The following is a 14,537-nucleotide window of genomic DNA, read 5'->3' as shown; positions in this document are numbered from 1 at the left end:
GGTGGAGCGGGGTCAGACGAGCTTGAAGTCGCCCCGGCCGAGCGTTTGCGTGAGCAGGTACCCATCGCGGTGATGGACGCCCCTGGCCTCGACGCAGGCGTCGGGTTCGCTCGACGTCGACGTCAGCGTGGCAAGCGCCCCCTTGCGGAAGGCGTGGTAGCCGATCCGCCGAGGCATGTCCGGCTCGGGGTGTGATGGTCCGTCGGTCAGGACCTCGATCGTGTCGCCGATCTGCGGCTCACGCTCCAGCTCCGGCTTCGGGAATGTGTCCGTGAGCCAGGCGATCAACTCGGGCACATCCTCAGCCGCGATGTAGACGTGATGGCCGTCGCCCCGGTCTTCCAGGCGCAGTGCGTCATCCTCGACGGAGGCGGCAACCCGCCCGGCCCCCGCGTCCTCGAACTCGACCCGAGTCACTCTCCGTGCCGCCATCAGGCGATCGCCGCCTTCCGCTCCTTGGCCGCCGCGCCGATGGCCGCGTCGGCCTCCCACTCGGCCTTGTTGTCCCGCCACAGCATCTGGAGTTCGCGGACCGTGTTGGCGGCCTTGACCTTGTCCATGAGCGTCTGCGGCTGTGCCTGGGCCGGAGCCTGGCCGGCGCCCGCGGCGGGGTCTGCTGCGGCGCTGGCGGCCTGCGCCTGCGCCCAGGGGTCGTCGCTCGCCGGTGGCTGGCCGATCGGCGCGGCGCCCGCCTGCGACACAGCCGGGGCCTGCGGAGTAGAGACCACCGTGGCGCCGAGGTCGTTGCGGAGCTTGTACAGCCCCTTCGCCTCCTGGTCCGCGCGGACGACGAGCTGGGCCAGCGTCTGGCCCTCCAGTTCGGCGGCGTTCCACCCGAAGGCCGCGATGAGTCGCAGCCGCTGGTCGTGAACATCCTCGCCGCCGATGGTCAGCCACGGCGCGTGGAAGTCGTCCTTCTTGTCGCCGTACTTGATGGAGATATTCCCTCCGTTGCTCACTGAGTGAGCCCTCCTCTCGGTTGGTGAGACCAACACTATCCTGTCGGTCCAACTAGTGCAACTCAGCCTGATGTGATCTGCTTCATGTCCGACGAGACCTCCAGCGCGGGCAGCTCGTCAGCGCGCTCGCCGCCCATGAGGGTGCAGAAGTCGCGCACGGAGCACGACTTGCACATCATGCCGGGCGACGGCAGGAACACGCCGGCCCGGATGCCACGCCAGGCCATAGCGAACTGGACGTCCACGTACTCCGGCGTGAACCGCGACAGGTCCTCCATGTATTTGAGGCCGTCGCCGTCCTTCTCGTAGTTCTTCGCCATCCAGAAGCCGCCCCGGCGCACCGGCAGGCCGTAGTCTCGCGCTAGGCCGACGCCGTACGTGCCGAGCTGGAGGCTCGACTTAGGCTCGTGGTTTCCGCACTTGAGGTCCACCGGCACGCCCGTGCCGTCGTTCGGGTCGACGAAGACCCGGTCGATGTAGCCGACGAACGGCTCGCCGCCAACGTGCACCTCGATCGGCACCTCGATGCCCGGCTCGCCCCACGGCGTCTCCCAGAGCCGGTACCCGGTGTTCTCGCGCCAGCGAATCCAGGCCGAGACGTACAGCGGCCCATGGGTGAGCCACCAGGACTTGTTCTGCTTGTCCGGCCACGCCTTGCTGGCCCGGCCGCTGGCCCGCAGCGCGCTCTCGGGGAAACCGGAGCGTTCGACCTCCTCGGCGATCGCCTCCTCGAAGGCTGCTTCGAAGTCGAGCACCTCGACGTCCTCGCCGAACCAGGCCCGGTCGGCCAGCTCGGTCACGTGGTGCACCGCGGTGCCGCCGACGGTGTTCCAGTACGACGGGCCACGCACGCCGTGACCTCGCTCGATCCGGTACCGCTCGCCGCACTCTGCGTACGTCGACAGCGCCGAGAAGCTGAGATGGCCCGGTAATCGAAACTGCTTGGGACCGGGGAGGTCTGTCTTGGCCGGCGCGCTCGAGTCGACCGGCACGATCTCCAGCGCCGTCACTCGTCGTCCAGGTCAGTCGGGACCAGGTAGATCCGCGTGCGCCCGTCCGGCAGGACTTCGGCCTCGCACTCGTCGGGCTCGATGACCTCGAAGCCGAGCGCTTCGGCGAGATTCAGCGCCTTGGCCAGGTTGCGCGTGTCGTAGTCGGGCTGGAGTTCGACGTGGAAGTCGTATGCTTCGTCGTCGAGGCTGAGGTGGACGTCCTTGGAGATGGCTCGCGCGACGCGGGTCTGCGGCCCAGCGCCCAGTGGAACTGCTGTCACTAGTGGGAACCTCCGGTGTACTAGTGTGACCTGACAGGACCCTTGTGTACCACGCTCGGGGTGCATGGTGCAAGCGGTGTGCCCCAGGTGATCTGGGTGAAGAATCCCCCCGGATTACCCCCTGTCGGGCTGCCCTGCACAGCCCGCGGTCACGACGATGACGTTACTTGACCGGGAAAACGTTCTCAACGGCCCGAGTACGTTTCTAAACGTGACATAAAACACAGAAAGGGCGCCACGCACCGAAACGCGTGGCGCCCTCCAGGGGTCCGTGTTAGTGCCTGCTGGGTCGCTCGGTAGACGGCGAATCCGGCACCCGAATCAGGTCCGTGTCGATGCCCTCCCGCGCCGGCACGTAGAACCATCCCTCCTTGGTGTCGGGCTCGTAGTGCACGACCCGGCCGTCAGTCTTGAGCCGCTCCTTGAAGCTGTCGAGCCGCGCTTTGTCGTCCTTGTCGATCGACTTACCGGCCCTCAACTTCGCCTCGAGCCGGAGCATCTTCGGCGCAAACAGCCAGCGATGCTCTCGCTTCATAGCCCAGGGAATCAGGCTGTCATCGCGGACCGTGCGGCGATCAAGTCCGCGGCGTCGCCGAAAGGCCGCCCACATCGATTGCGACGTCTCGATGTTGTACTTGGTGCGGTACAACTCGATGATCTCGTTGTAGGTCTTGCCCTCCTCCATCCAGCGGATGGCCTCGTTCTCGTTCTGAATCTTGGGCCTACCCATTGCGTCGCCCACTCCCCTTCTTTCGCCCCCGGTGGCCCCCCGTGAGCACCCGGACATAACGATCGTGCAGCAAGAGTGTGATCGTGTCAAGATTGGAGCGCAAGTTGCCTACTGATTGGTACACTTGGTGCTGTCAGGGAGGTGTCAGGGCGATGGCCTACATAGAGGTTTGTGACAGGAGCGAGGACCACGGGCGAATGGTGAGAGAGTTCACGATCTCATCCGGGGGGCGTTCTGCGAGGGTGGTCCTGTGTGAGACGTGCGCGCGCGACATGGATGAGCTGATGGGTGGGGGCCAGCAGGCGTCGAGGCCACGCGCCCGGCCGGCGCGCGGCTATGAGCAGGCGTCGAAGTCAATGGAGGAGATCGAAGCCCTCAAGCTCCGGTAACTTCCCGATAGCGCCGCAGCAGCTCCTCCAGCGAGGAGCCGAGTGCGGTAGTAATGCGATCCAACTGCACCAGATCGAGCCGTAGCTCGCCGCGCTCGTAGCCCGAGACGAATCGCTGCGGCTCGCCGATGCGCGCCCCTAGGTCGCTCTGGCGCAGGTCGGCTTCCTCCCGCAGCTCCCGCAGGATGCGGCAGAGCTTGGCGTGCTCGGGGGAGCGGATCGACTTCTCCATGAGCGTCAGGCCAGCGCCCCTGGCGTCCAATACAAACTTTGTATAAGGTGCGCTATGGGTCGGATGCCCGACCCGTTCCCACTTCCCGCAGATCTAAGCGCCGGTCGGGCGGGTGCTGTGGGGGATTTGTCCGGGGTTGGGTGGATGGTGGCCGGACATCAAGAGCGAGCAATCGCCAGGGGGGCAAGGGTTGACACGAGGCAGATACCGACCGGGCATGACGCGAGGGAACCGCGAAGCGGCGACCAGGACGAAGCGCATGACCGTGACGGCACTCTTGCTATTCACGGTCACCGCGGTGGCCGTGCTGTTCAAGTGGAGCAACTACGGTGCCGCGAGCCTGTACGGGTATGCGGTGTTCGCGATCCTGGGGACCAAGCTCCTGCTGTCGCTGATCCCGCAGCGGAAGCGGCCGGAGGCGAACCACAACAAGCGTGTGGGCGTCATCGTGACCATCTACAACGAGGACCCCGAGCTGCTGCGCAGGTGCATCGACTCGCTGCTCAACCAGACCTTCCAGCCGACGCGGCTGATCATCGTGGACGACCACTCCGGCAAGCTGGCCGCGTTCGAGATGGCGAAGTTCTACGCGACGATCGATCCTCGGGTCACGGCTGTGCGCCAGCCCGAGAACCTCGGCAAGCGCGAGGGCCTGGCCGTCGGCTTCCGCGAGATGGCCGGCGAGGTCGACGTGTTCGTCTGTGTCGACTCCGACTCCGTGCTCGAGCCGAACGCCATCGCCGAGGGCATGCGGGCGTTCCGGTCGCGCAAGGTGACCGCGGCGACCGGGCTCGTGCTCCCGCTGAACTACGAGACGAACGCCCTGACCCGGCTGCAGGACGTCCGCTACGCCAACGCGTTCCTGGGGGAGCGCGCGGCCTACTCGCAGTTCGGATCGGTGCTGTGCGTGTGCGGGATCCTGGCGTTCTACCGCGCCGACATCGTGATGAAGAACCTGGACGACTTCCTGACGCAGGAGTTCCTCGGCAAGCCGGCCGTCACTGGCGACGACCGTCGCCTGACCAACTACGCCCTGACGCAGGGCCGGGTCGAGTTCGTCGAGTCGGCGATCGCGCACACCGCGGTGCCGGAGAAGTTCAGCCACTTCGTGCGCCAGCAGGCGCGCTGGGGGCGCAGCTTCTTCCGCGAGTCGCTGTGGGTGCTCGGCAACCTGCGTCCGTCGCGCATGGCGTGGTGGCTGACGGCGCTGGAGATCGCCCAGTGGGCGGTGTTCTCGACCCTGATCATGTACGTCGTGGTTATTCACCCGCTGGTCGGCGGGGAGCCGATGATCGGGCAGTACCTGCTGTTCGTCGGCTTCATGGCCCTGGCTCGCGCAGTGCGCTACTTCGACGTGCGTCGCGATGGCCAGGGTGTGCTGTCCAGGCTGGGGACGTTCTTCACGGCGCCGATCTACGGGTACATGAACCTGTTCGTCATGCTCCCGCTGCGGTTCTACTCTCTCGTCACGCTGCGCCTGGCGAGCTGGGGGACACGCAAGTCGGTGGAGGTCACTGCCCAGCCGGCGCAGTCGGAGCCGGAGGCTGAGCCTCCACGCGCGCTGGCCGGCGCGCAGCAATGACCGACGGGGCGGCGGCTCCATCCACTCGCGCCGCCCCGTCTCCAGCCACGTACGATGTCCGGACATACTTGATCGAAGGAGGCAGGGTGGGACTCACGCGCAAGCTCCTGAGCACCAGCACGGCCGGTGCGGTGGACTTCCGGTCCGACAAGGAGCGCACCGCCCGCAAGACCGCCAAGGGCGCCCGCGCCGGCAAGAAGGGCAACAAGATCGCCAAGGCCGACGCGAAGGTGTCCAAGAAGCAGCTCAGCGCCATCGAAGAGCAGAACCGCCTACTCGAGGAGCAGAACCGCCTCCTCGCCGAGCAGGCTGTAGACGACGACGGCCAGGAGCGCTAGCTGGAGTCGGCCCGCACGCGCGGGCATGTGGCACCACCTCCCGCGTGTGCGCGGGTAGAACGACGAAGAGCCCCCGTCCCGGAAGTCCAGGACGGGGGCTTCTTCATGCGATCAGCGGGTGGCCGGCTTGCCGTCGTACCTGGGCGCCTGGTTGGAGCCGAGCACGAGCCGGGTCAGCCACGCGGGCACGCGGTGCTCGAGCCGGCGCCACACGGCGTACCAGACGGCCACCACGGCGCCGGTGATGAACAGGACGAGGTCGCCAGACGTGAGCAGCGCGACCACCGGGGCCGGCAGCCAGGCGAGTTGCGCGGCGCCCCAGGTGATGAGCGCGCCCCACAGGACCGGCACGACGGTGCGCAGCCAGGAGGCCATGCCGCCGCCGATGGCACCCTTCGCGCGGATCACGCGGAGCAGGGTCTTGAGGTTGCGGATCACGGTGTTCACTTGTGGGTTCTCCTCCTACAGGACGATGGCACCGATGGCCACGACTACGGCCAGGGCAGCGATCAGGGTCTTGACGGCCCAGCGGGCGAAGGCCCGGTCGGCCTTGCGTGCCTCGACCTCGGTGGCGAGGCTGCCCTCGAGTGCCGAGATGCGCGTCTCGCGGGCTTCGACGACGCGCAGGCGGTCCTCGTGGTCGTCGATCTTCGTGCCGTGTTGGGTCAGCACGACGTCGAGCTTGGTCTCCAGGCGGGTGAGCCAGAGGCGGACGTCCTCGTCGCTCATCACGCGGCCCCGGAGCGGGCTTCGTCGCGCTCGTCGCGCAGGGCCTCGGCCAGGACCTCGAGTGAGGCGACCTGGGTGGACAGGTCGGCGATGCGCTCGGCCTGGCGCCGGATGACGGCGTCCTTGTCGATCTGGGGAAGGTCGCTCATGTCGCAGACTCCTGCGGTTGGTTGTTGTCCTGACCCCAGCCGCCGCCCGTGTCGCGGTCGGGGTCCGGGGTTCTGGTTTCTTGTTCGATGTCGAAGTCGGCGCCGTGGCGCTCTGCCTTCACGAGCCAGGAGAAGGACTGGCCGGCTTGGCCGGTGACCGTGAAGCGGCCGTCCATGACGGCGGTCCACTCCACCGGTGCCCCGTGAGGCGTCACCAGGGCCGTGCGGTTGTCTGTCTTGGCCAGTGCCTCGAAGTAGTTCGGCAGCTCGACCACAGCCTCGCCGCGCTCGTCGAGCGTGGCCGAACCCCAGTATTCGATGCCCGAGACCGGGGACTCTGTCGAGGCGTGGAGCAGGTCCATGCCGGGCTTCGTCGGGTGCGGGATGCGGAAGTTCTTGATCGTGCTCGTGACCGAGGTGGCGTGAAGCAGCCCGTTGACATCGACCCGATAGTCCCGCCCTCGCAGGTTCGGGGTCAGGTTGATGTCCCCGTTGGCTCCCAAGTACATGTGGCCGTCCCCGGCCCCATCGTTGATGAACACGATGTCTCGGCCGATACCCCAGGAGCCGTCACTTCGCCCCCGGACGACGGCGCCATTGACGCCCGAGTTGTCGCCGCCGTTGATGCCGAACGCCCAGGAGCCGTCGCCGTGTGCGTAGGCCACTGGGTAGCCCTGGAGGCCATTGCCGATCCGGAACTCGCCCCGCGCCTGCTGGAGCTGGAACTGGTTGTGCCGGGCGTCGGCGTGGGGGACGCCTGAGTTCAGGTGTAGCGACGGGCTGGGCTGGGTACTGGAGCCGTTGTCCCAGCCGAGGATGTTTGGTGCGGTGTACCAATCGCCCGCGGTCTCTGGGTAGAAGTACACGGCCGGGTTGTCTAGGCCGGTCTCCCGGATCTCCACCCTCGGCGTCGCCCAGCCAGTTCGGAACGTTCCGGTGAACGTGGCGCTCCCGCCCGAGGAGATCTCGACCGTCTGTTGGCCGCTGCCGTTCCAGGCGGCAATGCCCTGGGAGTCGATCCGGATGCGCTCATTCGCGCCCGAGTACACGCGCAGGCCGGACGGGTCGATCTGCACCCGATCCGACGTGTCCTGGCCGACGGCGTCCTGGACGATGACGTCGTCCACGATGTAGCGGCCGTCGGTGCCGGAGTGGTTTCGCACGGCGAGGTACGCCTGGTAGTGCACCGCCGTGTCCGGGACCGTGAGAGTGCCTTCGGCGTTCTCCCACGAGAACGTCGCGCCGGTCTGGCCGATCTGTCTCGAGTGGTACGTCGTGCTGCCGTCATCATGGACGACCTGGATGTAGATTCGCAGGAACGAATCGGGGCCGGTGATGCCACCAGAGCCTGCCGTGCGCCCCCATCCCGAGACGTAGATGCGCCGGGATGCGGGGATTGGCAGCTCGGGCGTCAGGTACATCGTCGAGGAGCCGGGGGTCGGGTCGCACTCCAGTGACCGGGCGCCCCTCCGCGGGTACGAGGTCCTGACGGCCCAGGCGCCCACGGCGGCCGGCATGGCCGTCTCGCCATCGCCAACCGCGGTCCAGTAGTCGAGGTCCTCGAAGCCGGGGTCGCTCACGCGGTTCACGCCCGCGCCGGCCATCTGCGACGGGGTCACCGAGCCGATGCGCAGCTTCTCGGCCGTGATTGAGCCGGCCGCGATCTTGTCGGCCGTGATGGCGTTGGCTGCGATGTGGCCGGCCTCGATCGCCAGGGCCTGGATCAGGCCACCGGTGATGGTCTCGCCCACGATCTTCTCGGACGCCACGAGCGTGCCGTCCTTGATGTGGGCACTGTCGATGATCTCGCCGATGATGTCCGTGTCGACCAGCGGCTGCACCTGGATCGTGCTCACACCCGACGGGTCCGAGCTGTTGTCAGACCGGTCGACGGCGACAAAGGCCACGTGCACGTCGGTGTTGTACGGCAGGTCGGTCAGTACGGTGAGGTTGCGTTCGCCGACCAGGGTGTCGACCAGGCTCGCCGGGGTCGGCGTGAATGCCGGGTCGCTGCCGACATGGACCTCGATGTGCGAGAGGTCGCGGGGCATGCCCGCGCCGTCGAACGTCTGCCCGTCCCATTCAACACGGACCGTGCCGAGCCGGGACGACAGGACCGGCGTGCTCGGCGCCGGGGGCGGGATCTCGTCGTCGGCGATCTCGACCTGGAGGATCTCCGAGAACTCGCCGGCCCCCGCGTACTGGGCGACGGCGCAGACCTTGAACTGCCACACCTCGCCGACGTCGAACGGCGAGTGCGCCACGTGCGTTCCATCTACACGAGCCAGGCGGAACCAGTTCTGCTCGCTGTTGAGCGGCCGGCCGTACAGGTCGTACCGGACGATCTCGATGTTGGTGCCGTCGGTGGCCGTGGTGACGGCCGCCCACTCGGCCTCGATCAGTCCGCGGGGGATGCCCGCCGAGTTGATGTAGCCCTGCGAGTTGAGCATGAAGCCCTGTGGCGCGTTCGCGGCGCGCGTGTCCTGCCCGACGTCGGTCGGCGGTGGCGGCTGCGGCTTCGTGCCGGTGCCGCCGTTGCTTGAGGCGCCTCCAGCGATGTCGCGGGCACGCTGTGCGGCCTTCACGCTGGCCTCGATGAACCGATCGTTCAGGGTCAAGTTGCCCTGCACGACGCCGTTGGCGTCTTTCGACAGGGTCAGCGACCGGATGCGAGCGCGCGTCTTGGCACCATCTACGCCGGGGGCGTAGATCCAGTCGCCGGGGCGGTAGTCGCGCAGCACGATCCAGCGACTCGCTGCGAAGATCAGGCCGCGGGTCATCTGGATGCGCTCGCGTTCGCCCTCGCGCAGCGTCTTTTCGGCGAGCAGGATGGCGGTACCTTCGTCGGACACGCCGCCCTGATCGATAGTGACCTCGAACTCGCCCCACGGGGAAACGGCGGCCGGGTTGGATACCTCCACCCGGAGGCCGTCTTCGCCGCGCAGCAGCGCACGGTGGATCAGCCCGGAGGCGTCACCCTTGTCAGGGGCCGAGGTGATGTCCAGGCCGGACCGGAGGTTCACCGGGTTGTCGCGGGTCGTCAGGTCACGCGCGAGCAGGGTGTCGGCGTTGTAGACGTGCAGCTCGCGACCCCAGAAGTTCCAGTCGATCGCGCCCTGGTCGGCGAGCGAGCTGAGGACCTGGTCGAGCTTCATGCCGACGTCAAACGACAGGTTCAGGCGCTCGACCCAGGGCTCGCCGTCGGAGTCGCTGGCGTCGGAGATGTCCCACGACATGCCGGGCACACAGCCCCGCGCCTGCGCCTCCTCGAGCAGGGTGCGGAGGATCTCGCCAGGCGTGGCGTCGACGAACTGGCGCCGGCCGTCCTCGTCCATGTGGCCGCTCTTGCCGCGCACCTGCGCAGTTCGCAGCAGCCAGGAGTAGCCCGGCATGCTCAGCTTGAGCGACTTCGCCTCGTCGAGGTGGTCAGCGCTCCAGGCGAGGCGGATGAACCGGCCGTTCGGGGGCTCGGTCCAGTCGGCGCCGGTATTCCACTCGACGGCGACCTCGCAGAAGCTCTCGAGCCACTCGGAACCGGGCAGGCCGCGAGTGTAGGAGAGGTCGAGCGCGGGGCGGTCGTTGAGCGGGAGGCTGGTGGAGGTACTGGTGGGGTGGTGGAGCACGCCGAGGCGCGCGCCGTCCGGCTCGTAGGCAACGAGCCTGATATCGAACGTCACAGTAGCCAGGCCCTCCGTGCTCGGATCTTGACAGTGCCGGTGCCGCCAAACCGGTAGACGTCCATCGAGACGACGGACTGGGTTTGGGTGTGGGTGTAGTGCGGGACGAGGGAGAAGCCACCAGGGCCAGCGTCGAGGTTGCCGGTCACGTCAACGGACGTGTCGGGGTCGAGCGGGTTGCCCTCGTACCGGATGGCGCGCATGTCGAGTACGTCGATGCGCAGGCCCTGGCCGGGGCCGGACGTGGCATTGAGCTCAATCCACTGTCCGCTGGTCTGGTCGGTGACGCGCAGCTGCGTCATCGAGCCGTCGGCGTAGATGATGGCGTCACGGATCGGCGCGTTGCCGCCGCCCAGGGTCGGCGACGAGGTGGACCACGTCTCGCCACTGGACAGCGATGGGGACGTGGCCGTGGTCCAGCGCTCTTCCCGCCACAGCGGGTCGGGCAGCTCGAACACGAGGATCACCCGCACGTTGCGCGGGTCGAGGAACTCGGGCTGGATCGAAGTGACGACGCGGGCGCGGGTGAAGTGCTGCTTGTCGCCGCGCACGCGGTGGATCGTCTGGAGGTCTGTACGCCTGCCGGCCAGCCCGAGGATGTACTGGAGGTTGTCCTCGAGCTGGCCGAAGCCGCGAGTGGTGCCGTGCTGGTCGTTGTCGGTCACGATCAACCGCAGGGCCAGGGTGCCGGACTGGTAGTGCTCGTTGTGCTGAGCGATCAGCCCGTCACGCCCCGGCACCGATATGGCGGCCGAGCGCACGGCCGGGATGGACTGGTATGGGTTGTCCCGCTCCAGGAACCATCGCAGGCCGGGGTCGTCCAGGGGAGTCGCGCCGAGCTTGTACGTGGTGTCCAACGGTGCGACTCCCCTTCATCAGAGCCCAAGGGCCGCAGCCACCTGGAGCGAGTCGTTGACCTGCTCCGATGCCGGCTGGGCCTGCGGGTTGTGGTTGGTCTGGTAGATCGTGATGTTCCCGGCCGTGGCGCCGTCGTCGAACTCGGCCGAGTCCGGCTGGAGCGACGGCAGCGCCGGGTAGGCGGACTGGGCCAGCCGCTGGGCAGCCTTCTCGGCCTCTCGCTGGGAGGCGAGGATGCCGTCGGCGAGTCCGGAGCCGATGGACTGGCCCGAGTAGAAGACCCAGCCCTTGCCCGAGAACGGACCCTTCTTGGCTGGCGAGAACGGGAAGTAGTCCCGTAGCCCGCCGAGGAATCCGCCGACCGAGCCCGTGACCGAGTCGAAGGCGGACTTCATGCCGTCGCCGAAGCCTTCGATCAGTGACCGACCGGAGTCCCAGAGCCAGCTACCGGCGTTGGCGAACAGGCCCAGGACATCGTCCTTGAGGTCGCCGAAGAAGTTCTTCACGCGACCAAGCCCGCCCGTCACGGCGCTGCCGAGGCGACTCAGGCCGCGTCGGAACAGGCCGACCAGGCCGTTGAGCGCCCCCGAGGCGATGCCCCGGATGTTGCTCAGGGCTCCGGAGAAGAACGACCGGATGCCGCCCCAGGCGCCTCGGAAGATGCCCGCGACCGCGCCCAGGGCGCTGCTGAACAGTCCCTTGATGCCGTTCCAGGCGCCCTTGAATAGACCCTTCAGCGCGCGCATCCCGGCCTTGGCGATCCGGAAGACGCTGACGCTCATCCAGACCTTGAACAGCCCGACGATCACGTCCCAGACGCCAGAGAAGATCTTCTTGATGCCTTCCCAGACGCGCTTCCAGTCACCCGTGAAGATCCCGGCGAAGACGTCGAAGATTCCGGTGATCACGTCGAGCGCGCCCTGGATCGCCTGCGTTGCACCCTCGACAAGGGTGAGCAGGGTCTGGGCGAAGAACTTCGTGAGGAACTCGACGATCGGCCCCAGTAGTGGCAGGACCTTCTCCAGCGCGGACGCCAGAGTGGTGAACAGCTGAGCCAGGATCGGCGCCAGGTCCCGCAGGAGCTGAGCCACGATCGGCAGGACCGTAGTGGCCAGCATCGTGAACAGGTCCACGAGGACGGGCAGCATGGCGATCAGCGCCGGGAGGAGTCCCGTCGTGATCAGGACTGCCAGGGCGTCAGCCACCTGGAGCAGCACCGGCCCGAGGGCCTGGAGGACCTGCAACAGTGCGGCGCCCAGGAGCGCGACGACCGGCTCGAGAACCGGCGCCAGGCGCTCGATGATCCCAGCCAGGATCGTGAACGCCTCGCCCAGGATCGGGCCGATTACAGCCGCGAGCTGGCCGGCCAGGCTGCCGAGCGCGCCCAGGGCGTCCGCCACGGGGCCGAGCGCGGGCAGGAGTCCGTTGACACCCTCCTCGACTCCGTCGAGGAAGTCCGTGAGTCCGCGCTGGAACTCGGGCCGGGCGAGGGCGTCGGCGATGCCGCCGAGCGCGCGGCCGACGATGCGACCGATCTGCGGCAGGGCCACGCCGAGCGTGTCCGCGAACGTCGTGAAGAAGTTCGTCAGGCCGGGGCCGGCCTCGTCGGCGATGTTGTCCATCGCTTTGTGTGCGGCCTCGAAGACCGTGACAAGCTTCGACTGGAACGGCTCGCCGTTGACGACGTCCGCGATCCGCTCGAGCGCGTCCGCAAGGGAACCGAGCGTGGAACCACCGGCTGCATTCGCAGCTTCGGCGATGCCGAACAGGATGCGGCCCGTCTCGCGCAGCACGCGCCCCAGGTCGGCCAGCGCCATGATGCCGGCGTCGATCCAGCCCTGGAGCCGGCCGTCGCTCGCCGCCTCGGTGAGCCAGGCGTCGAACTGCCGGGAGATGCGCACGAACCACTGGGCCAGGCGCGGCAGGTAGGACGAGCCCGCGGTGCCGAGCGTCTCGATCGCCGACGCGATAGCGTCCGTGCCTTCGGCAGCGATGTCGATTGACTCGTTGAGGTTGTCGAACATCTCCTCGAGCGAGCCGTCGAGGAATCGCTCCAACGAGCCCGACAGGTTGGCGAAGTAGCCGCCGAGAGCGGTGGCGGTTCCGCGGAGCCCAGCGGCGAGCTGGGGGAACAGCGTGTCGATCAGGTTGCGGATCGGCTGCTCGGCCTCGGACCAGAAGCGGTCGGAGAGCTGGTTCTGGAGTCGGGCGAAGCGGTCCCCGACGTCGGCCAGGACCTCGGGCGCGTCCTGGAGGACGGCGATGAGCGTGCCCATTGCGATGCCGACACCGGCGAAGATGCCGGGCAGCGCGAGGGCGACTCCTGAGATCTGCGCCAGCGACGCGGACAACGCGAACAGGTTGCTCGCGCCGGCCAGGCCGGCCGCGCCGAGCGTGCCGATGGCGAGAGCCGCCTGCGCCAGGATCGGGATGCTCTTGTCGAGGTTCAGAATCTGCCGGTTGAGTCGCTGGACGTAGTCGCCCAGGACACGGAAGCCGGACAGTGCCGACAGTGACGTGGCGGCGCGCAGGGCTGCCGCCTGGGACACGCGGGGGATCAGCTCGACGACCCGCGACCGGCTCAGGTAGGCAAGCTCGGCCTGCGCCTCCCGGTACGCCGGGTCGGCGACATCGGGCTCAAGCTCGATCTGCTCACCCTCGTACTCCTCGATCAGCTCGTCGAGCTGGTCACGGAAGTCGTTGAGAGAGCCCTGGTCGCGTGCGATCTCGAACTCGATGGTCTTCTTCTCGACCAGCTCGTCCACCTGCTGCCGGAGCTTGCGCAGGCCCTCGATGTTGTCCTCGGCGCTGAACTGGATCGGCCGGGACTCCAGCTCGGCGACCATCTCGTCGCGCATCGCCTGGAGCGACTGCTCGGAGTAGTTGACGCTGAGGTCGACCTCCGGATGCCGGATCTTGTCCAGCTCGGTGTCGATCTGACTGATGGCGCGGAGGACGGAGTCCTCGTTGTCCATCGCCACGCGCAAGTCCAGCGTCCGGCCTTGCGCGATCATGTCGTCGAGGCTGTCGCGGAACTCGCGCAGCGAGTCTTGGTCTGCGTCGACTTCGACGTTGACCGTGTGTGGCTGGTCGACAAGGGCGTCGATCTGCTTGCGCAGCTTCTCGTACCCCTCGAAGGTCTCCTCGACCTCGAACCGCAGGGGCTTGTCCTCGATCTCTTCCTCGAGCAGCTCACGCGCAGCGTCCAGGCTGTCGCGGTCCAGCTCGACCTCGAGCTTCTCCAGGTCGAGCCGGCGCAGCTCCTCGTTGATTCGGTCGATCGCCTCCTGGAGCGAGCCCCGGTCGTCGGCGTCGTACTCCAGCTTGATCTTCTTGATCTGATCCTGGATGCGCTTGGTGGCAGCGCGCGCGTCGGCTTGGGCCTTCTCGCCGTCGACATTCACCTGGGCGGTGAGGTCGGACTCGCGGATCTCGGCCTGCATCTCGCGCGTGGTGCGCTCCAGCTCGCGCAGCGCATCGCCGGCATCGACCTTCACGTTGATGGCGTCGGTCGACTTCTCGATCTTCTTGAGCTGGCCCTTGAGGTTCTTCCGGAACGCAGAGGTGTCCGGGAAGACCTTCACGCTGACCTTGCCGATGACGACGCCGGGATCAGCCACG

The 14,537-nt window shown here is 67.6% G+C and carries 14 protein-coding genes; 2 read left to right on the top strand and 12 right to left on the bottom strand.

Annotated features, from left to right (window positions below; translation table 11 throughout):
• Positions 1-12: 12 nt before the first annotated feature.
• The 6 genes from CLV30_RS10560 to CLV30_RS10530 all read right to left on the bottom strand — a co-directional run bounded on the left by CLV30_RS10560 (position 13) and on the right by CLV30_RS10530 (position 3,583).
• Positions 13-417: a hypothetical protein gene (locus CLV30_RS10560; RefSeq protein ID WP_129710902.1), complete on the bottom strand. Its 405-nt coding sequence runs from the start codon at positions 415-417 to the stop codon at positions 13-15.
• Between the two features lie 14 nt (positions 418-431).
• Complete coding sequence (locus CLV30_RS10555; RefSeq protein WP_106537162.1) at positions 432-959, bottom strand: hypothetical protein; 528 nt, start codon at positions 957-959, stop codon at positions 432-434.
• Between the two features lie 62 nt (positions 960-1,021).
• Positions 1,022-1,969 carry a PD-(D/E)XK nuclease family protein gene (locus CLV30_RS10550; RefSeq protein WP_106537161.1) on the bottom strand — a complete coding sequence of 316 codons (948 nt, stop codon included), beginning with the start codon at positions 1,967-1,969 and terminating at the stop codon, positions 1,022-1,024.
• Positions 1,966-2,232, bottom strand: coding sequence for a hypothetical protein (locus CLV30_RS10545; RefSeq protein WP_106537160.1), 267 nt, complete (start codon positions 2,230-2,232; stop codon positions 1,966-1,968). Before CLV30_RS10545 ends, CLV30_RS10550 begins: the two co-directional genes overlap by 4 nt.
• Before the next feature lie 274 nt (positions 2,233-2,506).
• Complete coding sequence (locus CLV30_RS10540) at positions 2,507-2,962, bottom strand: hypothetical protein (protein ID WP_106537159.1); 456 nt, start codon at positions 2,960-2,962, stop codon at positions 2,507-2,509.
• A 375-nt stretch (positions 2,963-3,337) separates the two neighbouring features.
• A complete protein-coding gene (locus CLV30_RS10530; protein ID WP_106537271.1) occupies positions 3,338-3,583 on the bottom strand; it encodes a helix-turn-helix domain-containing protein in 246 nt (81 codons plus the stop codon).
• A 259-nt stretch (positions 3,584-3,842) separates the two neighbouring features.
• On the opposite strand from CLV30_RS10530, the gene CLV30_RS10525 reads away from it, so the two are divergent.
• Entirely contained in the window at positions 3,843-5,165 is a 1,323-nt protein-coding gene (locus tag CLV30_RS10525; RefSeq protein WP_165358506.1) for a glycosyltransferase, read from the top strand.
• 86 nt (positions 5,166-5,251) lie between these two features.
• Positions 5,252-5,503, top strand: coding sequence for a hypothetical protein (locus CLV30_RS10520; protein ID WP_106537156.1), 252 nt, complete (start codon positions 5,252-5,254; stop codon positions 5,501-5,503).
• A gap of 111 nt (positions 5,504-5,614) precedes the next feature.
• Here the strand turns inward: CLV30_RS10520 and CLV30_RS10515 are convergent, their stop codons facing one another.
• From CLV30_RS10515 to CLV30_RS10495, 6 genes are read right to left on the bottom strand one after another with little or no spacing between them, the layout of a single operon-like run.
• The gene (locus CLV30_RS10515) at positions 5,615-5,950 is read right to left on the bottom strand and encodes a hypothetical protein (protein ID WP_106537155.1); all 336 of its coding nucleotides are present in this window, start codon (positions 5,948-5,950) and stop codon (positions 5,615-5,617) included.
• A gap of 15 nt (positions 5,951-5,965) precedes the next feature.
• A complete protein-coding gene (locus CLV30_RS10510; protein ID WP_106537154.1) occupies positions 5,966-6,232 on the bottom strand; it encodes a hypothetical protein in 267 nt (88 codons plus the stop codon).
• Positions 6,232-6,381, bottom strand: coding sequence for a hypothetical protein (locus tag CLV30_RS26430; protein WP_165358505.1), 150 nt, complete (start codon positions 6,379-6,381; stop codon positions 6,232-6,234). Before CLV30_RS26430 ends, CLV30_RS10510 begins: the two co-directional genes overlap by 1 nt.
• Positions 6,378-10,058: a phage tail protein gene (locus tag CLV30_RS10505; protein ID WP_106537153.1), complete on the bottom strand. Its 3,681-nt coding sequence runs from the start codon at positions 10,056-10,058 to the stop codon at positions 6,378-6,380. The genes CLV30_RS26430 and CLV30_RS10505 overlap by 4 nt, the downstream gene beginning before the upstream one ends.
• Complete coding sequence (locus tag CLV30_RS10500) at positions 10,055-10,915, bottom strand: hypothetical protein (protein ID WP_106537152.1); 861 nt, start codon at positions 10,913-10,915, stop codon at positions 10,055-10,057. Before CLV30_RS10500 ends, CLV30_RS10505 begins: the two co-directional genes overlap by 4 nt.
• Before the next feature lie 18 nt (positions 10,916-10,933).
• Positions 10,934-14,536: a hypothetical protein gene (locus CLV30_RS10495; RefSeq protein WP_106537151.1), complete on the bottom strand. Its 3,603-nt coding sequence runs from the start codon at positions 14,534-14,536 to the stop codon at positions 10,934-10,936.
• Position 14,537: the final 1 nt, after the last annotated feature.

It is taken from the genome of Haloactinopolyspora alba (assembly GCF_003014555.1).
GTDB classification, from domain to species: Bacteria; Actinomycetota; Actinomycetes; order Jiangellales; family Jiangellaceae; genus Haloactinopolyspora; species Haloactinopolyspora alba.
This window is presented reverse-complemented; position numbering and strand designations above follow the sequence as displayed.